Origin of the sequence: Lactiplantibacillus garii (assembly GCF_003885105.1) — a bacterium.
GTDB lineage: Bacteria > Bacillota > Bacilli > Lactobacillales > Lactobacillaceae > Lactiplantibacillus > Lactiplantibacillus garii.
The window spans coordinates 53,926-74,434 of the sequence record NZ_QWZQ01000007.1; the positions used below are offsets into that span (position 1 = coordinate 53,926).

General features: G+C 48.3%; 24 protein-coding genes. 16 read left to right on the top strand and 8 right to left on the bottom strand.

Annotated features, from left to right (window positions below; all coding sequences use genetic code 11):
• Positions 1 to 153: 153 nt before the first annotated feature.
• The 3 genes from D1831_RS03330 to D1831_RS03340 form a co-directional block, all read right to left on the bottom strand.
• Positions 154 to 339: a hypothetical protein gene (locus tag D1831_RS03330; protein ID WP_125071512.1), complete on the bottom strand. Its 186-nt coding sequence runs from the start codon at positions 337 to 339 to the stop codon at positions 154 to 156.
• A gap of 103 nt (positions 340 to 442) precedes the next feature.
• The gene (locus D1831_RS03335; RefSeq protein ID WP_125071513.1) at positions 443 to 970 is read right to left on the bottom strand and encodes a GNAT family N-acetyltransferase; all 528 of its coding nucleotides are present in this window, start codon (positions 968 to 970) and stop codon (positions 443 to 445) included.
• 6 nt (positions 971 to 976) lie between these two features.
• Positions 977 to 1,459: a GNAT family N-acetyltransferase gene (locus D1831_RS03340; RefSeq protein WP_125071514.1), complete on the bottom strand. Its 483-nt coding sequence runs from the start codon at positions 1,457 to 1,459 to the stop codon at positions 977 to 979.
• A gap of 194 nt (positions 1,460 to 1,653) precedes the next feature.
• Between D1831_RS03340 and D1831_RS03345 the strand changes: the two genes are divergently transcribed.
• The 7 genes from D1831_RS03345 (at position 1,654) to D1831_RS03375 (ending at position 7,615) form a co-directional block, all read left to right on the top strand.
• Entirely contained in the window at positions 1,654 to 2,121 is a 468-nt protein-coding gene (locus tag D1831_RS03345; protein ID WP_125071515.1) for an ASCH domain-containing protein, read from the top strand.
• 306 nt (positions 2,122 to 2,427) lie between these two features.
• Positions 2,428 to 2,970 carry a helix-turn-helix domain-containing protein gene (locus tag D1831_RS03350; RefSeq protein ID WP_125071516.1) on the top strand — a complete coding sequence of 181 codons (543 nt, stop codon included), beginning with the start codon at positions 2,428 to 2,430 and terminating at the stop codon, positions 2,968 to 2,970.
• Positions 2,971 to 2,990: 20 nt separating this feature from the next.
• On the top strand, positions 2,991 to 4,088 hold the full coding sequence (locus D1831_RS03355; RefSeq protein WP_125071517.1) for an ABC transporter ATP-binding protein: 1,098 nt from the start codon (positions 2,991 to 2,993) through the stop codon (positions 4,086 to 4,088).
• Between the two features lie 11 nt (positions 4,089 to 4,099).
• Positions 4,100 to 4,933: an ABC transporter permease gene (locus D1831_RS03360; RefSeq protein WP_125071518.1), complete on the top strand. Its 834-nt coding sequence runs from the start codon at positions 4,100 to 4,102 to the stop codon at positions 4,931 to 4,933.
• Complete coding sequence (locus D1831_RS03365) at positions 4,930 to 5,745, top strand: ABC transporter permease (protein ID WP_125071519.1); 816 nt, start codon at positions 4,930 to 4,932, stop codon at positions 5,743 to 5,745. The genes D1831_RS03360 and D1831_RS03365 overlap by 4 nt, the downstream gene beginning before the upstream one ends.
• Entirely contained in the window at positions 5,742 to 6,812 is a 1,071-nt protein-coding gene (locus tag D1831_RS03370; RefSeq protein WP_125071520.1) for an ABC transporter substrate-binding protein, read from the top strand. Before D1831_RS03365 ends, D1831_RS03370 begins: the two co-directional genes overlap by 4 nt.
• 29 nt (positions 6,813 to 6,841) lie before the next feature.
• Entirely contained in the window at positions 6,842 to 7,615 is a 774-nt protein-coding gene (locus D1831_RS03375) for a CPBP family intramembrane glutamic endopeptidase (RefSeq protein ID WP_125071521.1), read from the top strand.
• 51 nt (positions 7,616 to 7,666) lie between these two features.
• Here D1831_RS03375 and D1831_RS03380 read toward each other — a convergent pair whose 3' ends face one another.
• Both D1831_RS03380 and D1831_RS03385 read right to left on the bottom strand, forming a co-directional pair.
• Positions 7,667 to 8,869, bottom strand: a complete 1,203-nt coding sequence (locus tag D1831_RS03380; protein ID WP_125071522.1) for an NAD(P)/FAD-dependent oxidoreductase — start codon at positions 8,867 to 8,869, stop codon at positions 7,667 to 7,669.
• A 169-nt stretch (positions 8,870 to 9,038) separates the two neighbouring features.
• The gene (locus tag D1831_RS03385; RefSeq protein ID WP_125071523.1) at positions 9,039 to 9,461 is read right to left on the bottom strand and encodes a MarR family winged helix-turn-helix transcriptional regulator; all 423 of its coding nucleotides are present in this window, start codon (positions 9,459 to 9,461) and stop codon (positions 9,039 to 9,041) included.
• Positions 9,462 to 9,534: 73 nt separating this feature from the next.
• On the opposite strand from D1831_RS03385, the gene D1831_RS03390 reads away from it, so the two are divergent.
• The gene (locus D1831_RS03390; RefSeq protein WP_125071524.1) at positions 9,535 to 9,975 is read left to right on the top strand and encodes a GNAT family N-acetyltransferase; all 441 of its coding nucleotides are present in this window, start codon (positions 9,535 to 9,537) and stop codon (positions 9,973 to 9,975) included.
• Between the two features lie 208 nt (positions 9,976 to 10,183).
• Here D1831_RS03390 and D1831_RS03395 read toward each other — a convergent pair whose 3' ends face one another.
• Positions 10,184 to 11,395 carry an acetate/propionate family kinase gene (locus D1831_RS03395; protein WP_125071525.1) on the bottom strand — a complete coding sequence of 404 codons (1,212 nt, stop codon included), beginning with the start codon at positions 11,393 to 11,395 and terminating at the stop codon, positions 10,184 to 10,186.
• 186 nt (positions 11,396 to 11,581) lie between these two features.
• Here D1831_RS03395 and D1831_RS03400 point away from each other — a divergent pair, with 186 nt between their 5' ends.
• Positions 11,582 to 11,941: a hypothetical protein gene (locus tag D1831_RS03400; protein WP_225422757.1), complete on the top strand. Its 360-nt coding sequence runs from the start codon at positions 11,582 to 11,584 to the stop codon at positions 11,939 to 11,941.
• A gap of 88 nt (positions 11,942 to 12,029) precedes the next feature.
• Here the strand turns inward: D1831_RS03400 and D1831_RS03405 are convergent, their stop codons facing one another.
• Positions 12,030 to 12,308: a hypothetical protein gene (locus D1831_RS03405; protein ID WP_125071527.1), complete on the bottom strand. Its 279-nt coding sequence runs from the start codon at positions 12,306 to 12,308 to the stop codon at positions 12,030 to 12,032.
• Positions 12,309 to 12,507: 199 nt separating this feature from the next.
• Here D1831_RS03405 and D1831_RS03410 point away from each other — a divergent pair, with 199 nt between their 5' ends.
• From D1831_RS03410 to D1831_RS03440, 7 genes are all read left to right on the top strand, one after another.
• The gene (locus tag D1831_RS03410; RefSeq protein ID WP_125071528.1) at positions 12,508 to 14,886 is read left to right on the top strand and encodes an ATP-dependent DNA helicase; all 2,379 of its coding nucleotides are present in this window, start codon (positions 12,508 to 12,510) and stop codon (positions 14,884 to 14,886) included.
• Entirely contained in the window at positions 14,876 to 15,592 is a 717-nt protein-coding gene (locus D1831_RS03415; protein ID WP_125071529.1) for a hypothetical protein, read from the top strand. Before D1831_RS03410 ends, D1831_RS03415 begins: the two co-directional genes overlap by 11 nt.
• Positions 15,589 to 16,500 (top strand): sce7725 family protein, encoded by a 912-nt coding sequence (locus tag D1831_RS03420; protein WP_125071530.1) that lies wholly within the window; start codon positions 15,589 to 15,591, stop codon positions 16,498 to 16,500. The genes D1831_RS03415 and D1831_RS03420 overlap by 4 nt, the downstream gene beginning before the upstream one ends.
• Position 16,501: 1 nt before the next feature.
• Positions 16,502 to 16,876 (top strand): glycine cleavage system protein H, encoded by a 375-nt coding sequence (locus D1831_RS03425; RefSeq protein ID WP_125071531.1) that lies wholly within the window; start codon positions 16,502 to 16,504, stop codon positions 16,874 to 16,876.
• Between the two features lie 405 nt (positions 16,877 to 17,281).
• Entirely contained in the window at positions 17,282 to 17,887 is a 606-nt protein-coding gene (gene apf / locus D1831_RS03430) for an aggregation-promoting factor (RefSeq protein ID WP_125071532.1), read from the top strand.
• A gap of 332 nt (positions 17,888 to 18,219) precedes the next feature.
• Positions 18,220 to 19,092, top strand: coding sequence for a LysM peptidoglycan-binding domain-containing protein (locus D1831_RS03435; RefSeq protein ID WP_125071533.1), 873 nt, complete (start codon positions 18,220 to 18,222; stop codon positions 19,090 to 19,092).
• Positions 19,093 to 19,201: 109 nt separating this feature from the next.
• Entirely contained in the window at positions 19,202 to 19,942 is a 741-nt protein-coding gene (locus D1831_RS03440) for a CPBP family intramembrane glutamic endopeptidase (protein ID WP_158610634.1), read from the top strand.
• Positions 19,943 to 19,986: 44 nt separating this feature from the next.
• On the opposite strand, the gene D1831_RS03445 is transcribed toward D1831_RS03440, so the two are convergent.
• On the bottom strand, positions 19,987 to 20,337 hold the full coding sequence (locus tag D1831_RS03445) for a helix-turn-helix domain-containing protein (protein ID WP_125071535.1): 351 nt from the start codon (positions 20,335 to 20,337) through the stop codon (positions 19,987 to 19,989).
• Positions 20,338 to 20,509 lie beyond the last annotated feature (172 nt).

A 20,509-nucleotide genomic window follows, 5' to 3' on the forward strand; every position in this document is an offset into this window, starting at 1 on the left:
GTTTAATTTAATTCGGTTATTTTAGCGGTCAAAACCACGTTCATTTTTATTTTTGAACCGGTTCAAAAATAAGTATAATCCATCTACAAGTTATTGCAAGGGCTTCCATGTACGCGAACAAAAAGGGCCCTTCCGCGAAGAAGGACCCGTAAACTATTTTTTCCGCAGTTCGTACGCGGCGTATTCCATAATTCCCATCAAGGCAACTAAACTAATCGGAAAGGCGATGACGCTAAGCCGCAAGCTTGCGGTCAGTTCAAAGAAATAAAAGATGCCAAGCAATAACACAATCGCAACAATCAGCATCCCGGTATCGGCCTTTCCCCACCGTTTAATCATCGTATTTATCCTCATTTCTTTATTATTGATCACCATGAGTGTAACACGAATCGCATCAGTTTAGGTGGCCGGACACGTAAGAGTTCAATTAGAATTTAATGGCCTATTTTAACGGGCGGAACATAGTTGTCACCGCTAACCGGTCACCGTGAGTTAACGGTAAAAAGAGCTGATCCCCATCCTCAAAGCCCAGGCCTTCCCAGAAATTTTTAACCCCGGTATCGGCTGTGACCCGGGTCAGTTGTAAGCAAACGACGTTACTCTTTAACGCAGCTTGCATCAAGCCGGTGACAATGACCTTTCCCACCGTTTTTCGTTGGTAAGCCTGGTTAACCATCAAAAGCCCGATAAACAAAAATTGTTCTTGAGGATACTGGTTTAAAACGTCCAGCACGGCCACTAAATGGTGCGCTAAGTAAAATCCAAAAACCTGTTTTTGTTCCGTTGCCACTTCACCGGGCGTGGCGGTCAAATCACGCTGGACTTCTTCAACCGTTAACGGTTCCGGTGAAAAATATCGATGGTACTCGGGATTACTCTGTTCGAGTTGCATCAACTCCGCTTGATCCTTCAAAGTTAATAACCGAATTTTAAAATTAGGCAGTTCCGCTTGTAACGTTGCTAATTTCATCTTAAATTACCAGACTTTCTCTAAATTGTACCAAGTTTCACCGGCGTGCGTGGATTCCGCCACCCCTTGATTAGTGAAACCGTTGCCCTCATAAAACGGGACGAGTCGCTCTAAGCAGGTCAACGCCATACTCGTCCGCTGGTGAGCGCGCGCGTCAGTTTCCAGGGCCGCTAATAATTGACTACCCACCCGCTGATGCCGGGCTAGCGGTGAAACGGCTAGTGTAAAGACCAGCTGGTGCCCACCGCGTTCAAGGTTCGTTGGCGTGGTCACAAACATTTCGTCTTGAATGTAACGCTCCTTCGTGGCCGGTCCCACGATAAAACCCAGGACCACGGCCTCGTTACGGGCAACTAAAAAGGTGCTTCCCAATTTCTCGATGCGTTCCTGATAAGCCGCCGTACTGCCCGCCTCCGCGTCGGAAAAGCCCGCTTTTTCAATGGCCATAATTTGTGGTAGGTCCGCCATTTTAACCGGTGTAATTTGCATATCGTTACCCCCTATTGGTAATCCCATTATAGCAAAATCCCACCCCATGAGTTTCGGTAATGATTAGTCACGGAATTTCTATCCCAAAAGCGGTCGCGTCCGTGTCGTTTTACGCAGTGGCATGCTATACTTAGGTTGTGAATTCGGTTACATAGCACTGAATTCACTATTCTTATCGAAATTAGGTGATGCTTATGCCAGCACAATCAGCGGAACAATTATGGAAAGCATATAACGAAACGACCGATACTAACGGCGCCTCTTATCAAACGCGCTGGTTCGGTGATCAAAAGAATCCCACCGAAGTACAAGCCTTGACCGATGCCGTCTTAAATGGAACCAAAACGGCGACAACGACGCCCCTCGATACTTACACCAACGAACAGGTTGCGATTCCACAACCCGGTGATTACAACGTCCTGTTAAACGGTGACATGAAAGCCGTTGCCATCATTAAAACGGTGGTTTCCGAACTAATTCCATTCTACCGAATTTCTGCGGAACACGCGTGGCACGAAGGCGATGGTGACCGAACAATCGGTGACTGGCGCAAGCGCAAGGAGGAAGAATTCACGCCATCCTTGGAGGCCCACGGACGCAGCTTATCGTCGGACACCCCGATGGTTAGTGAAGTCTTTGAAGTGGTGTACCGTGCCGACTAACTTAATACTCACAACGGCCTAAGACCGATGTCTTGGGCCTTTTTTGTAGAGTGTGAGGTTCAAGCAGGTTGGGGCCGAGGATTAGCCTAGCAGGCAGCAGTATGCGGGTTGGGCATATTGCTGGTTGCCTAGCTAGCTTCCCTAATATCAGCCGAGTTTCAGAGTTCTTTTTTAAAATAAAATGAATTAAAACGCTTAGTTTCATCAGTAATTTTTAACTTGTCACGCGTCAAAATTTCGTTATAATTAAAGCTCGTACTAAACTTATTGTTTACTTTAACGAAACTAAGATTCGAGGTGAATGTCATGGACATCGGTCAACGAATCCGTAATTTACGGATGCAAAAACAACTGACGCAAGAAGAACTTGGGGAACGTACGGACCTCAGCAAGGGCTACATATCACAATTGGAACACGACCAATCTTCCCCTTCGATGGAAACGTTCTTTGCCATTTTGGAAGTACTGGGCGTAACCCCGGCCGCCTTCTTTGCGCCTGAAAAACCTAGCCCAAAGGTGGTTTACCACCCGACGGAACACAGAATTTATGACGATGAAGCACTGGGATACCAGTTAAAGTGGCTGGTGCCGGCTTCGAATGAAAATGAACTCGAACCCGTCACCATCACGTTAGCGCCCAACGGTTGCTTCAAACCCTTTGAGCCTTCGCCGGCGGAGACCTTTATCATGGTCCAAACCGGCACTTTAAGCTTACGGTTAGGCAATCAGGATTACTCGGCAACGGCCGGTGATACGCTTTACTTTCACGCAACCAAGACGCACCAAATTCGCAACTTGGGACCGACGTCCTGTACGTTCACCCTGGTTACGACCGCGTCCTACTTATAAACATTTAGGAGGTCCTTTCCTTGGCGGTTAACACCCAACCGATCGTGCGGTTAAATCACGTTTATAAAAGTTATGGAGATCATCAGATTCTTAAGGACATCAACTTGGAACTCGAAGCCGGTAAATTTTACACGTTACTCGGCCCGTCCGGTTGTGGTAAAACCACGATCTTACGGACGGTGGCCGGTTTTACGGCGGTTACTTCTGGTGACGTTGAATTCGACGGTGCGGTCATCAACGACCTTCCCGCTAACCAGCGCCAAGTGAACACGGTTTTTCAGGATTACGCGCTCTTTCCGCACATGAACGTGGCAGAAAACGTCGCGTTCGGCTTAAAACTCCATAAAGTTCCTAGAAATGAAATTGACCAGCGGGTTCAAGAAGCCTTAGCAATGGTCCAACTAGCCGATTTTGGTGACCGGGAGATTAGTGAAATCTCCGGGGGCCAGCAGCAACGGGTGGCCATCGCACGGGCGCTGGTCATGCGGCCAAAAGTACTACTCCTCGACGAACCGCTGTCCGCACTAGACGCTAAGTTACGTAAGGACATGCAGTACGAACTACGTGATTTACAGCAGCGGCTCGGCATCACCTTCCTGTTTGTGACTCACGATCAGGAAGAGGCCCTCGCGATGAGTGACGAAATCTTTGTCATGAACGCGGGTAAAATTTTACAGGGCGGTACTCCGGTCGACATTTACGACGAACCCATCAACCACTTCGTTGCCAACTTTATTGGGGAAAGCAACATCATCCCCGGCAAAATGCTGAAAGATTATCAGGTTGAATTCGTCGGTAAAACTTTTGAATGTGCCGACGGTGGGATGCGCCCTAACGAAGCCGTAGAAGTCGTTTTGCGCCCCGAAGACTTGGACATCGTTGCTGCTGATCAGGGGAAACTGGTCGTGACGGTGGATTCACAACTGTTCCGAGGGAACTACTTTGAAATCGTGGCCTACGACAGTGACCATAACGAGTGGCTGGTCCACTCAACCAACCCGGCGGACGAAGGGGAACCCATTGGATTGACCTTTGATCCTCAGGACATCCACGTCATGCGGCTCAACGAAAGCGAAGCCGCCTTTGATGCCCGGCTTGAACAGTACGAAGACGATTAGGGGGGACAACCATGCAACGTAAACAACGCTTGAGCCGTAATACGGCCTACTTCATCCCCTACATGCTGTGGATCGTCCTATTCGTCATTGCACCGGTCCTACTGTTAATTTATCAATCTTTTTTTGACATTAACGGCCAGTTGACCCTGGCTAATTACCAGACGTACTTTTCGTCCAACACCTATTTAATGATGACGTTAAATTCAGTCTGGTACGCCTTTTTGATTACGTTAGCGACGCTGATCATCAGTTACCCTACCGCGTACGTGCTTAACGAGACCAAGCACCCGCAACTATGGTTATTACTGATCATTATGCCGACCTGGATCAACTTGTTATTAAAAGCCTACGCGTTCATCGGGATCTTCAGTCAGGCGGGCATTGCGAACCAATTTTTAAGTTTTATTGGGATTGGGCCCAAACAGTTACTTTTTACCAACTTTAGTTTTATTTTTGTAGCGGCCTACATCCAAATTCCATTCATGGTTCTGCCCATTTATAATTCCATCAGCGAATTAAACCCGTCCTACGTCAACGCTAGCCGGGACTTGGGTGCCACTAACTGGCAGACTTTTAGCAAAGTTATTTTTCCGTTAACGTTACCCGGCGTTAAGGCCGGGATTCAGGCCGTTTTCATCCCGTCCCTCTCACTCTTCATGTTGACCCGCTTAATTGGCGGTAACAAGGTGATCACGTTAGGGACGGCCATTGAAGAACACTTCCTGACGACTATGAACTGGGGAATGGGTTCAACTATCGGCGTCGTGTTGATCATCGCGATGGTCATCATCATGTTACTCACGGGTGGCGGTAAACGCCGGACACGAAAGGGGCTGACAAAATGAGCTTACATCGCTTTAAGTGGCGTAACCTGTACCTCTGGCTCGTTTTCATCGTGCTGTACGCCCCAATTATTTTTCTGATCGTTTACTCCTTTAGTAAGGGCGACACCATGAATAACTTTCACGGTTTTACTTGGAGCCATTACCAGGACCTCTTTGCCGACAGCCGGCTGATTGCCATCTTTCTGGATACGCTGCTGATTGCCCTGTTATCCTCCATTTTGGCAACGGTGATTGGGACCCTTGGCGCTTTGGGAATCAACAATACGACTAAGGCAATTACAAAAAATACGCTGCTCTCCCTAAACAACATTTTAATGGTGTCCCCCGACGTCATTATCGGGGCCAGCTTCTTGATCTTTTTCACGGCTCTCAAAATTCCGTTGGGGTTTGGCTCGGTCCTTCTAAGCCACATCGCCTTTTCAATTCCAATCGTCGTATTGATGGTACTGCCCAAGATTCAGGAAATGAGCGGGAGTTTACTCGACGCGGCCGCCGACCTCGGCGCCAATAACTGGCAACTGCTTAGTCAGGTAGTCGTCCCCTACATCATGCCGGGAATTTTTTCGGGCTTTTTCATGGCTCTGACCTACTCGTTAGACGACTTTGCCGTGACCTTCTTCGTGACGGGGAACGGCTTTTCAACCCTATCCGTTGAAATTTACTCGCGGGCCCGGCAAGGAATCAACCTAGAGATCAACGCGTTATCCGGTTTAATGTTCTTAATGGCCTTAGTGTTAGTGGTCGGCTACTACTTTATCAATCAGTACAGTAGTCGTCACCGGCACACGGCAACGAGGGGGCGGCGAAAATGAAAAAATTATTTAGTGTCATCCTTGCATTGTTCGCAGTCTGCGGGTTGCTCGCGTTTGGGGCCAAGCAACTCCAAACGACTTCCGGTAGTACCGGTAAAAAGGTTCTCAACCTGTATACCTGGGGCGATTACATTGACCCCAGTCTCCTAACTAAGTTTCAAAAACAGACCGGTTACCACGTTAACGTCGAAACTTTCGATAGTAACGAGGCCATGTTTACTAAGATCAAGCAGGGCGGTACTAGTTACGACTTAACGGTACCGAGTGATTACATGATTGAAAAAATGAAAAAGGCCCACTTATTATTACCGTTAGATAAAAGTAAGTTGACCGGCATGCATAATTACGACCCCCGTTTTATGAACTTAGACTTCGATCGTCATAATAAGTACTCGGTACCCTATTTCTGGGGTACTCTGGGAATCATCTATAACGATAAATACGTGAAGCCCGGCAGTATTCAACATTGGAACGATCTTTGGGAAAAACGGTATAAAAATAAAGTCATGCTCATTGATAGTGCCCGCGACGTCATGGGCTTTGCCCTGGCTTCCATGAACCAATCAATGAACACGACCGACCCAGCGACCCTGTTAGCCGCCCGTAATAAACTTAACCGACTATCCCCGAACGTTAAAGCGGTCGTGGCCGATGAGATCAAGATGTACATGATCCAAAACGAAGCGGCCGTGGCGGTCGACTGGTCCGGTGAAGCGAGTGAAATGCTGGACGAAAATTCGCACCTGCACTACGTTGTGCCGTCCGAAGGGAGTAACCTCTGGTTTGACAACCTAGTCATCCCGAAAACGGCCAAACACTTTAAGGCCATCTACGCCTTTTTAAACTTTATGAGCGAGCCCAAGAACGCGGCGCAAAATGCCGAGTACATCGGTTATGCCACCCCAAACAAGCGGGCCAAAGCCCGTTTGCCAAAATCGATTCGTAACGATCGTCAGTTTTATCCTGACAGCCAAACGATCAAGCACTTGCAGATCTACAAGGACCTCTCACCCGCTAAGGTGGGACTGTATAACGACCGCTACCTCGAATTTAAAATGCACCACTAAGTTAGCTTTTCAGCAGGAAGGAAGTCGCCATGCATAATTTTAAGCGGGGGTTCGGGCTAGCACTACTACTCTTTATTTGGGTCATCGCCCTCTTTTTCGCATCAGCCACGTTCGTTAGTTTCGGGTGGGTCCCCATGCGTTACTCGGGGATCGTCCAGGATGCAATCGTTTTGATCGGCGTCGGAATCTTCAACCACTACCTTGCACACGTTCCGGTACTCTTTTGGAACCGCCGCAACGGCTGGGGACAGCTGGAACAGGCCGTGCCGGCATTACTAATCGTTGGACTGCTCGTTTCGGCCAACCTGCCTAAACTATTGACCGTCCATTTTCAACCGCTAATATTACTCTACCTCGGGTACGTCATTTTAATCGGTTTAACCGAAGAGTACGTTTTTCGGGGCGTCCTAATTCCGTTACTGGCCCGGTCGTTCCCGAATAACAACGTCGTTACCGTCTTACTTTCAAGTCTATTATTCGGTGGGCTCCACATCATCAATAGTACCCACCTGTCACTGACCTACGTTTTACCCCAGATTCTCTTTGCCATGGCCATCGGGACCCTGTTCGCCGGTGTTTATATCCGGACGCACAACCTGGGACTAACCATCTTAATGCACGCTGCGACCGATTTATCAGTAGTTGTCCAACTGGTCGAACACCCGACCAGTAGCGCCAACCTCAACTTGAGTCCGTCCGTCTCCATAGCGGTTTCAATTTTTTATGGCCTCCTGTTGGTCATCGCAATCCTCGTTGCAAAACGGCAAACTCGCCACGTCAAAATTCCAACGGAACTGTCATGACGACTAAAAAACACTGATTCGGAAAATTTCCGGATCAGTGTTTTTACATTCTTAGTGGTAAAGGTCAAAGCGACCCTTGCTAAAGACGGTTCCTAAGTGAGCACTTTCTAACAGTGAACGGTCGGTGATGACCTTCTTTAAAACCGAAGCCGAATACCCCTTAACTGGGCGGTTATTACTGAAAATTTCGCCGATGCCGTCACGGTCACTTAACGATGCGACCGTCCCGCTGGACTGGTAGTTAAACGGAGTCGTGGCTTTGCCACCGCGTAACGCCACGATATTTTTGGCGGCCTGCTCCCCACAAGCCAGCGCAATCTGCGCCGTTGTTGGGTACGGCCGTTGACCGTCGGGTGGGAAGACCGCCGCCACGTCACCCACGATAAAGACTTCGGGATGGTCTTTTAGCGACAAATCGGGTTGGACCGTGACCCGGTTACGGCGCTGTTCAAATCCGGAATCCGCGATCACGTGCGACCCGCTAACACCAACCGTCCAAATAATGGTGTTCGCTGTAAACTCATGATCCGCCTTGTTGGCGTCCGTATACGCCACGGCCCCGGGCTTAATCGCCGTAATCACAGAGCCCAACCGCATTTCAACGTTGTGTTTTTCCATGAAAGCCAGTGCGTAGTCGCGCAATTCCTGGTTAAACATTGGTAAAATTGATGGCATCCGTTCCAAACAAACTAACTTAACGGCCGGAACTTGGTACTTCGCCTGTAATTTCGGTAGGGACTGGGTCAGTTCACCTAACAGTTCAATTCCAGTAAAACCGGCCCCACAAACCGCAATCTTCAAATCATTACGATCCTTGCTCGTCCGGTAGGCTTTAATGCGCGCTTCAATGTACTGGTAAACGGCTTCAGACGTTGCCAGGTCGTCCATTGGTAACGCGTTTTCGTCGGCTCCCGGGACACCAAACGTTTCGGATTGAAAGCCCAACGCCAAGACTAAGTAATCGTAACTGATCGTTGGGTGGGCTTCAAAACTAACTTCCTTATTTTTAATATCGACGTTTTTGACGGTCGCTTGCACAAATTTAACCCGTTTAGCGATAATTGACGGAATATTGTAAGTAATCTTTTCCGGATCAATCGTCCCGGCCGCGACCTCGTGTAGATTCGTTTTTTCCGTGTGGGTCGGCGTTTGGTCAACTAAAATCAGCTGATCACCACTGGGCAACCCCTTCGTTAGAAATTTAACGGCCCGCATCCCTGCGTAGCCCCCACCAAGCACTAAAGTTGTTGACATACTTTATTAACCCCTTTCACCGTTTAACCAAAACAACCCGCGGCCAGCCACAACTGGCCACGGGTCGCAAGACGATCAGTTCCAACACTAATTCGTTTATACCTACATCGTACACTGCTAATACGTAAAATTCAGCTAAAACGGTGTTTAAATTTAAGTTGGCGGGTCATTATTCCAACCGTTGTTCCACGTTCGTCGTCACCAGGGTGAGACTTTCAAATAGTACCTGTTGTTGCCCCGGTGTTAACCGTTCCCCCACTATGTCCGCACACCACTGCTCATAAGCGTGGAGCTCCGGGTAAAGGGCTTGACCCGCGGCGGTTGGATACAGGCAGCGGACCTTCTTATTCTCGGGATGGTTGCTTTTGACCACGTAGCCCTTCTTAATTAAATTCTGAACGGCGCGGTAGTTAGTCGTCCGATCCATCTTCATTTGATCCGCTAACTGACTAAAAAAGAGTCCTGGTTGTTCACAAATCCGAATTAAATAAATAAATTGATTATTATTCAGGCCGTACTTCGCGAAACGCTGGTTACCTTCATTCATCACCAGGCGCGACAACGTACCCATTAATCTTAAAATTGGTATCATTTTTTCTCCTATCATTATTGCATATGCAATCATTTGGTGATAAACTAGGCACCATCTTAAAGGGGGCATCACCATGTGGTCGGTCAAAACTTTTTCGGAATTAACAACAACTGAATTATACGCCATTTATGAATTACGCGTCAAAACGTTCGTTGTAGAACAACAACGAGTTTATCAAGAAGTCGATGACATTGACTTAAACGCGGTTCACATTTTTAAAACGGTGCACCACAAAATCGTTGCATATGCACGGGTGTTCAAAGAAGGCGCACACTTATCCTTTGGGCGAGTCGTGGTTGCTGAAAACCTGCGGGGACATCACGTTGGGGCGGCCCTGATGGACCAGATCCTGACCGTTGCACGGACCCGTTTCGCCGGGCTAAACATGCAGATTGAAGCACAAATCCAAGTTCAAAACTTTTATAAACACTTTGGTTTTGTTCCGAGTGGCGCGCCCTTCATCTTTAACCACACCGAGCACATTAAGATGCTAAAAGACGCCCAGAGCGCGTAACCAGCATGGTTTAATCACAATAAAACAAAGTGTGCCAAAAGTCGGTTAGCTGGTGAGCATTAACGGCGTATGGCGAATAATCCTGGGCTTGGATTGTCTGACATACGCCGTTAAGCGGAACCGGCTGACTTTTGAAACCCGTTTTGGCAATAATTGTGCGGAGATAAAACAGAGGCTGTGACTTTTGTCACAGCCTCTTTCTAGTCATTTACTTATTGGCAATTGGTGCTTTTTTTGTTAAACGTTCAACGTCACGGACAATCATTAACTCTTCGTTCGTTGGAACGACCATGACCGTAACCGGAGCGTTGTCCTTGCTGATAACCTGTTCCTTGCCGTGGGTGTCGTTCTTTTCGTCGTCAACCGTTACGCCAAAGTAACTCAGTTGCTTCAGAATCCGGGCACGCATCCCAACGGAATTTTCCCCAACGCCGGCCGTGAAGACTAAGGCGTCAATGCCGTTCATTTCGGCAATGTAACTACCAACGTACTTCACAACGCGGTTGGCAAAGATTTCGAGGGCCAGTTCAGAACGTTCACGACTGTCCTTCGTATCGCTCAGATCCCGCATGTCGGGTGACAACCCGGAAATTCCAAGTAAACCGGACTTATGGTTCAAAATATCAATGAAGTCCTGTACGTCAGAAATACCGAGGTGCCGCATTAAGAACGGAATCAGCGAAGCATCGATATCCCCGGAACGGGTACTCATCGTAATCCCAGCTAACGGCGTGAAGCCCATTGACGTATCAATAGCCTTACCGTGGTCAAAGGCGGTAATTGACGCACCCGACCCCAAGTGTAAAGTGATCATTTTAAGTTCGTTTAACGGTTTACCCAGCAATTCAGCGGTCCGGTTCGCAACGTAACGGTGACTAGTTCCGTGCGCACCGTATTTACGGGCCCCAAATTGTTCGTAGTATTCGTAAGGAATGCTGTACAGGTAGTTGACCTGCGGCATGGTTGCGAACAGTGACGTATCAAAAACGGCCACTTGGACGGTCTTTGGTAATAATTGCTGGAAGACTTCGATGTAGTAAGCTTGCGTTGGATTATGTAACGGCGCGTACTCGGATAAATCTTTAATTTGCTTCAAAGTCGTTGGGGTAATGACGACGGAATCCTTAAAGCGTTCGCCACCAGCAACGATTCGGTGACCGATCCCGGTAATTTCGGACAAGTGTGCCAAAATTCCGTCACTCTTGAGACGCGTTAGGACCATTGCGGCCGCTTCCTGTGCGTCAATGGTTGGTCGGGTTTCCTTATACTTGGTTCCGTCCGCCTTTTTAATTACAAAAACGGAATCTGGTAAACCCAAACGGTCAACCATCCCCGAAGCGATCACGGTTTCTTCCGGGACACTAAACAGTTTCCATTTTAAAGTTGAACTACCTGCGTTAATTGCTAATATTTTTGCCATTATGCATTTCCTCCATCCATCATCAAGTGTGCCTACTGTCAGTTTAGCCAATAATGGTTGCGCTTTCAAGGATTTATTATAAAAGCCGTAAATTTCATGGCATTGCAAACTTAAGCGGTTACTTATCGTTTTTTTCATTACCCCCTTTTACGTTATAATAGGGATAAAGAAAGTGGGGCGATTATGATGACGAAGAAGCGTTTTTGGACCTTAAGTAACAGCTTTGCCACCTTGTTATTAATTGTCGGGACGGTCGTCGCGTTATGGGCACTGGCCACTAGTTTTGGTACCATCACCAGCGTGGATGCCGTAGTCACGGCGGCCGGGTTGTGGCTCGTTGGCGTTATTTTTCTTCACCCCGCACCCATCAGTGTGCTGATTCCCGTCATCGGTTTAGTCAGCTTAGGCGCGGGCTACGCTAGTTATTACAGCAGCCCCCACTCCTTACTCGGGGCACTCATTGCCGTGGTCATCACGGCGCTGATCGTGAGCTACGGACTTAGCCTTCGCAAAACGATTCGTCAACGCCACAGCAAGTGGTACTAAAATAGTTCCTTCAGCCATAATATTTCATAATAAAAGGGTCCCGTTCGCAATGAACGGGACCCCTTTACGTGCTGAGTACTTAGCAGCGTTAGGCACCAAAAGCCGCTAACACCGCAAACGAATACACAATCAACACTAATAATAATCCTATTAAAATCAAAATAAGAAGTAGCCAGTGCAATACCGTCTGTCGGAAATACGGTAAAAATTCCAAATAAGTTGAAAAACCGATAATTCCGGTTCCCGCTAAAGCCAATCCAACGGTAGTATTTACAAGCATTAGCCAGGGTTCGATTAGCATCAGCATCACGCTCACGATTAGGATTCCCTTATTCGTCTTACTTTGTGAAGCAAAAAAATCTTTCATTACAACGTCCATCCCCATACTTGAAGGTGCCACTCACCATTCTGTTCATCATAATACACTGGCTAATTCTCCACAACCAGCACCTAAAATTCATAACTATATTTATTATTGGAGCGTTAACGTCATGCGGACCCGCTACAGACAAACCCGAACAGATGTTTTATAATGGGAGTCAATCCATTCAGAAAGGGGCCGGAAGATGGTCACCAAAATCGGTATTCGCCAACTAGTTGAATTTGTCCTCCGGCAGGGCGACCTAAACGAAGTTAAAAACAGTCAAAATACCGCCCTGGCCGGGGCCAAGATCCACCGCCGGCTCCAAAGTAGTCGCGGGGAAGACTACGAAAGTGAAGTTTACCTCAAAACCACGGTTACCATGAACGGTAATGACTACGTGATTTCGGGACGCGCGGACGGCGTTCAGCTCACCGCGGACGGCGCGTTGATCGAAGAAATTAAAACTTCGGACCAAGCCTACGATGAACTAACCGACAATACCCGGACCCTGTATTGGGGACAGGTTAAAGTTTACGGGTACCTCCTATTACAGGACCATCCCGACTTAGATAAAGTGACCCTTCAACTGACCTATTTTCAAGTTGCTAACGAAAAGATCACTAAGGAACAGAAAGTCCTTCACCGAGCCGAACTCGACCAATTTTTTAAAGAACTCGTCACCGAGTACGAGTACTGGCTAACCTTACGGGCGGATTTACGCAAACAACGCAACGCTTCAATTGCCGAACTCCCCTTCCCGTTCCCAGCGTTTCGACCGGGACAGCACGAACTAGCCGCGGCCGTTTATAAGACTATTCGGCTCAACAAGCGGCTCTTCGTAGAAGCCCCGACTGGGACCGGCAAAACCATCTCGACCCTGTTTCCAGCCGTTAAAGCCATGGGTGAAGACTTGATCGAGCGGCTCTTTTATTTGACCGCTAAGCAAAGTACCCGCCACGTTGCGGAAGAAGCCGTTGACCTCATGAGTCACGACGGGTTAGTCATTAAAAGTATCACCCTGACCGCCAAGGACCAGATTCGGTTTCCCGAAGAACGGGACGTGCTGCCCGAAGACAACCCGTACATGGTGGGGTATTACGACCGCTTAAAACCGGCCCTGAAAGACTTACTGACCCATGAAAATCAAATCACCCGTCCCGTTATCGAAACCTACGCGCGTAAACACACCGTCGACCCGTTCGAGTTTTCGCTGGACGCGTCACTATTTTGCGACGTGGTTATTTGTGATTACAACTACCTGTTCGACCCGTTAGTCTATTTACAACGGTTTTTTAGTGAAAGTGATGACGATAACTTTTTCTTGATTGACGAAGTCCATAACCTGGTCAGTCGCGCACGCGACATGTACTCAGCCACCGTCAGCGACCAACCCATCGGGGCCATTTTAAAGCTCGCTCAACCGGACAAAAGTCAACCCAGCGACGACTTGCAAACGGCGCTTAAAAAAGTGCGCCGCAGTTTCACCCGTCGCAGCAAAGACTTACTAGCCGATGACGTCACTGAGCGTGTCACCCCCGATCCGCCCGAACCGCTACTGCGCACCTTACGAACGTTTAATGAATTTGTGACCGACTGGATGGCCCGGCAAAAGCCCTCCCCACTGCTGGACGCGGTCCGGGACTACTTCTTTGACTGCCTGACTTTCGTTAAAATTGGCGACTTGTACGATGGCAGTTACCAAACGCGGGCCGTCCTTGATGGTCACCACTTAACCGTTAAAGAACTCTGTCTTGACCCTAGTGACTTTTTAGACGGCGCTTTAAAACTGGGAGCCGGCGCGGTCCTCTTTTCAGCGACCCTTTCCCCAATGAGCTACTATCAGCGGGTGTTGGGTGGTGAAGCCAACAGTCTGGCTTACCAGCTCCCCTCCCCGTTTCCGCCTAAAAATCAAGCTATTTTAGTCACCCAGTACGTTCAAACTACTTACCGGGAACGTGAACAAAACGTTGACCGAATCGTCCAGAGCATCCACGCCTTAATCACTGGCAAAACCGGTAACTACCTGGTCTTTTTCCCCTCGTACGGCTATCTTAGTCAGATTAGGGACGCCCTTAAGGTCGCTTACCCCGACACGGTGACGACTAGTCAGGAAACCACCATGGACGCGGCGGCCCGCCAAGCTTTTCTTGACCAATTTACGGCGCATCCCGCCACCACGTTAGTCGGGTTCTGCGTGCTGGGAGGCATCTTTTCGGAAGGAATCGACCTGCGCGGCGACCGTTTAATTGGGGTGGCCATCGTGAGTGTCGGGCTCCCCGGCTTAAATCCCGAAACTAACCTGATTCGGGACTACTACGACCATCAAAACGGCCAGGGGTTCGCCTACGCTTATCAGTTACCCGGCATGAACAACGTGTTACAAGCGGCCGGACGGCTCATTCGTAGTAGCCAGGACCACGGCATCGTTTTGCTGTTAGATCAACGGTTTGCCAGCCGACGCTACGTCGACCTTTTTCCGCCACACTGGCGGTATTACCAAACCGTTCATTCATTGCCGCAACTCAGCGCAACCATCGCTAATTTTTGGCACCAAACTCAGGAGGGATCGGATGAAAACTAAGTTAACCCGCCAACTTGAAAGCACCTTGTACCAGTACTGTTTAGAACAGGGGGCCTACGTCGTTGAAGAAGTTGGCATGCCGGATGATCGCGGGATCGTTGACACACTCAGTTACCAACAACTCCCCGACGGTCAGGTTGAATGGCGCTGTTACGAACTAAAAGTGACCAAAAGTGATTTTCACTCCAAGGCCAAGCTATCCTTTATCGGTCATTATAACTATTTTGTTTTACCACAAACTCTCTACGAACAGGTTCAAAGTGAAATTCCAGACCACGTCGGGGTTTTAATTTACCGGGCTTTTGATGAACAGGCGGTCGCCCTCGCGCCGCAACCGCTGCGGGCCCCCGGTTTTCTGACCGTTGCGAAAAAGGCTCAGCGTCAGGAGCTCCAAGTTCCAGAAGCCCCGCTGATCAGCCACTTCATCGCCTCACTTTTTCGTGAAGTTGATAAGGCCAAACGGGTCAAAAAGGGGCTCCAACTGTATTCCGACGACCAACTTTTCAAAGAGTTACGTAAACGGGCCCGCAAAGGCTACGACGTTTACGACCCGGAAGCCAATCTATACGACCGTTTCCTCGATGATACCCAAAATGACGCGGTCACGGCCTTGCAAACCGAATTAGACGCACGTAACGCTGAGTACCAGGCCTTAAAATTAAAGTACCAGCGGTTGACCGCCCCGGACTTGGGGGACCAGCTATGAGCCTTTATACCCCTTATTTTCGTGGTCGCATGTACGATTTATTAGCGTTGAAAACCCTGGCCGAACAACATCGGCTGGGACCGCACGTGGTACCGATCATTGAACCGGTCCGGGACTCTAAGGAACTCCAGCAAACCGTGGCGACCTTCATCAAAGTCCGGCAACCGTTCAGTTTGATTGCTAATCCGCAGGTCAGCGTGTACGGGCTTAACCCCAACAAGCTGCACCCGTTGCCCGATTTAAGTCCCTACCCGTTTTTTCACCCGGCCGCGATCTTAGCCGCCGATTTCAGCCGGGACTTTTTAACGACCACTACTGGTCAAACGAGCTTTTTAATTGCCCCTAATTACCCGCTGCTCAAGGCTTACGAACACTCGGCAATTTTGAAACGGACAACGTTAGTAATCCCAGACGAAGCCCGCCTACACCAAATTGCTGGTAATCAAGCCATTCTGTTGACTGACCCGGTTGCCACCCCGCACCACGTCGCCGACTACGGGCTGCTAACGGATGAATACTTTGCACCCGCCAACTGGGACAACGCGCCGTTTGGTTACCAAGGATTTGGTGATTTTTCCCTAGTTGGCAAACCGTACTTTGACCGGGGAATGCCGTCACGGGCAATCGCCTTACACGTTATTTACGTCACCCGCAACGGTACCCTGCGCATTCACCACTGCGTTTCCGATAGCAACACCAGCATGCGCGGTCAAAAACAAAAATTCAGCGAGGCGCTCGCTAAACTGACGGCGTGGGCCCCCACCCATTTAACCGGATTAAACCGGACCCCGGCCCTCGATGAACTGCTGGCATACGGGAATTTACGGAAGTTTTCTGGACTCGGAACCGTTAAAAAGCTATCATTAATGCACCACTTACAATTAATGCACCGCTTATTAGGAGATTAACATGGCAAAACACGAATCAGCTTGGAAACAAATGTTTCATTTTTACCGCGACGAATACCGGGAACAACACGCCCCAATGCTGTACGGTGACGTCTGGCTACAAACCAAATCCCGTCAGCGACTCGTTTTGGGCTTAACGGACGACGCCAAAAATACCCTGACGGCGGTTACCGGCCTGACGCTGCCCACCGTCAATCAACATTTAGATACCGGTGCGACCCTGTTAACGGTCAGCGACGCGGCGGGTGAGCACCCGTTCACCACGCCGTTTGCGGGCACCGTTCAAAAAATCAACGCCGATTTACTCGCTACACCGGCGATTTTGACTCGTAATTCACAAAAAGATAACTGGCTAATTGTTTTTAAAGCAGATTAGCCTTTGTTACCAAAAGTAAGTGTGTCACGTCTTAGATAGCGCTTACATTTGCAACTGCTTATCCCCATTAAAATTTAATTATCCAGATTTACAAGCCCGAAAATACGGTTTAAACGCCGATATACGGGCTTTTTTGCTCGCCAAATTTTTAGGCAAGCCACACAAACGCTCCGTTACCTTTTGGGATTACTCTCCAAATTTTCCGCTTTAAGCGGGTCTCGTTAGTTGATTTATATTACAAAAGATTACAAAAAGGCCCGTTTATTACAACTTTTATCTAAAATCGTAAAACTACTGCTATTTTCCTGTCACAATCAGCGGTTATACTATGGTCTAGTTAAGGTGCTTGGGAGAAACACGGGGCCAAGCCAAATTCGGACTATAAAATAGGAGTGTACATTACGTATGAAAATTAAGAATGCTTTATTATCTACCGCTGCCGCTACTGCTAGTCTCTTTGCCATTGGTGCAACCGCCCAAGCCGCAACGGTGACCGTTAAATCCGGGGATACCGTTTCCGCAATTGCCGCTGAACACGGTACGACGGTTTCAGCCATTGAAAAGGCCAACCAATTAAAGAACGTTAACTTGATCTTCGTTGGTCAACAACTTGAAGTGAACGGTAACGGTACCGCCGCAACCACGACTTCAACTACGCAGACTAGCCAACCAGCTGCAACGACGCAAAGCAGTCAATCAACTCAAACGCAAAGTTACAGTGCACCAGCCGCTCAAGCAACTACGCAAAGCAGCTCAAACACTGCGTCAACTTCTAACTACACTAACGGTTCTGATAGTTCCGCTAAGGCTTGGATTGCTGGTAAAGAATCCGGTGGTTCATACTCAGCTCGGAATGGTCAATACATCGGTAAGTACCAATTAAGTGCTTCATACTTAAACGGTGACTACTCCGCTGCTAACCAGGAACGCGTGGCTGATAACTACGTTGCTTCCCGTTACGGTTCATGGTCAAACGCTAAGAGCCACTGGTTATCAAACGGCTGGTACTAAACTTAAAATAAAACCTTTTAAACGACTCTTCGTCCATGAAGAGCCGTTTTTTTAGTCCCGTGTGACTAATCTGCCCGGCTAGCAACCGCGCAAACTGTTCTCCCACTGGTTCATTTTCATGAAAGCCACTCAGAATGTTACAGTTCATTACAAAAGGCCGACTATATTACAGTTGGGGCTGAAACCGTAATGTTCTGATTATTTCTATGCAACACTGGCTGGTTATACTAGTCACTGTTGATTGGTTATGACAGTTGTTCAGCCAATCAAAGTTGTGAAGAATATTAATCGAAAAGCATTATCGCAAACCATAGGAGAGTGTCTTACTTATTATGAAAATCAAAAATCTTGTTTTATCTTCAACCGCAGCTTTAGCATTATTCGCCCTTTCATCAACGGTTGCTAACGCTGATACAATTACCGTTAAATCCGGCGACACCGTTTCGCAGTTAGCCGAAACCCACCATACTAGCGTTGCTGCCATCAAGAAAGCTAACAAGTTAGCCAACGTTAACTTGATCTACGTTGGTGATAAGTTGGAAGTCAACGGAACGTCAACCACAACTTCATCAACGACCACGACGAGCGCCGCACCACAATCCGCTACGAGTCAAAGTACCAGTGCTTCAACCACTAGTGCTAGCTCAACCAGCGTTGCGAGTGCCGCTTCACAATCCGTAGCAAGCCAAGCTTCTTCTTCAGCAACTAGCTCCGCTTCAACGGCCAGTGTAAGTCAAGCTAGCTCATCAGCCGCATCAACTGCAACTTCTGCAAGCTCAACGCAATCCGCAGCAAGCCAAGCTTCTTCTTCAGCTGCCACGAGTTCCGCTGCTAGTCAGGCGTCTGCAAGTTCAACCAGCCAAGCTAGTTCATCAGCTGCCACTTCGTCAGCAACTAGCTCAACAACTTCAAGTACGGCTAGTGCTAGTTCATCTTCTTCAACTAGTACGACTTCCAGCTACACTGGTAGTAACCTTCGGAGCTACGTTTTAAGCCAAATGCAATCACGGACCGGAGTTTCCGCTTCAACTTGGAACACGATCATCACGCGTGAATCCGGCTGGAACACGACGATCAAGAACAGCACTAGTGGTGCTTACGGTTTATTCCAAAACATGCACATTTCTAGTGGTTCCGTAGAAGCCCAAGTCGACGCTGCCGTTGCACTGTACAACGCTCAAGGCTTATCAGCTTGGTCCCTTTAATTAAAATTGAATTTTAACCTAACCCGTTCTGGTAATCTCCGGAACGGGTTTTCTTTTAGCTTCAAAGTGGCGTATGCTGAGTTTAGCCTTATTAGAAAGTAGTGATCATATGCGGGCCATTCGCTTGGCAACGTCACTCTGGTTAACCATGGTCGGCCTGCTGATCCTCGTCAGCTTGTTATTCAATAAGCTTCCGGGATTGGCAACGTTGTCCTCATTAACGTCAACCGGATTTGAAGAATTAATTTTAATCATCATCGTCCTATTTCTAAACGAGCGCTACGTTCACCAAACGCTACGTTTTCGCTCTAACCTCAGCTGGACCAATCAAGTCAGTATCGTTGGGCCCGCCGTTCTAATTGCGGGTTACGCTGCTTTTTCGAGCCTATTTACTTCGGCAACTGCCACGACTACGCTTACGACTTTACTTGTAGCGCTTCTCGTTAGTGTTTTTGAAGAAATTCTCTTCCGCGGAATCATCTTTAAACAGTCTCTTCCAACCGTTAACCCGGGTATCAACGCTATTTTACAAGCCGCCGCATTCAGTAGCATCCTATTTAGCCTGACTCACTTAGTCAACCTCACCCATCAGAGCTGGCTATTAACCGGCTTACAACTGCTCTTTACCTTTGTAATTGGACTATTACTTTGCGGCTTATACCAAGCAACCAATTCCCTGTGGTGGCCGATTGTGATTCACGCGCTGAACGACTTTTTTAGTTTTAGTCAGCCAACGATCAACATTCCGTTCATTCACACAACGGCGGCGTTCCAATTACTAGAAATTGGGATTATTTTAGCTTTAACCGGGCTCGTTTTTCGCCACCTAGTTACAGTGACACAGCGTTAAAAATCGGCGTGCTCCTGATTATCTCAGAAGCACGCCGATTCCAATTACTCGCGAATAAACCAATTAATCATCCCAGCTATTGCAAAAATCAACCACCAGTACCGGGCGAAAAACTCCCAGCCGTTCATGGGTCGGTAATTTCGATGATGATGCGGCTGTGTTGGTTCAGCCGGTGGGATCGCCGGTGACGGCTGCTGGCCCAGCACCAACTCATCTAGTCCAACGTTTAATACTGCCGCCAATTTAACCAAGGTCGTCAAATCCGGCGTGGTTTCTCCCTGTTCCCACTTCGAAATTGATTGCCGTGAAAGGTAGAGTTGCTGAGCCAAGTCTTCTTGTGATAGCCCCCGTTCACGTCGTAACCGTCCTAATTGCTTGTTAAACTCGATCGTCATCACGACCGCCCCCTTTTGATAATAAATATACGCAAAACGAGACGGGCATGCTAGTAAAATTACGCAAATTCGGCGCAACCCACGCGGGCATCCGTGCTCGGCAGGCGGGCAAAACGCGTTACAGCACCATTTCCATGAAAACTAAAACGCGTCAGTTACCCCGTTAAATTCG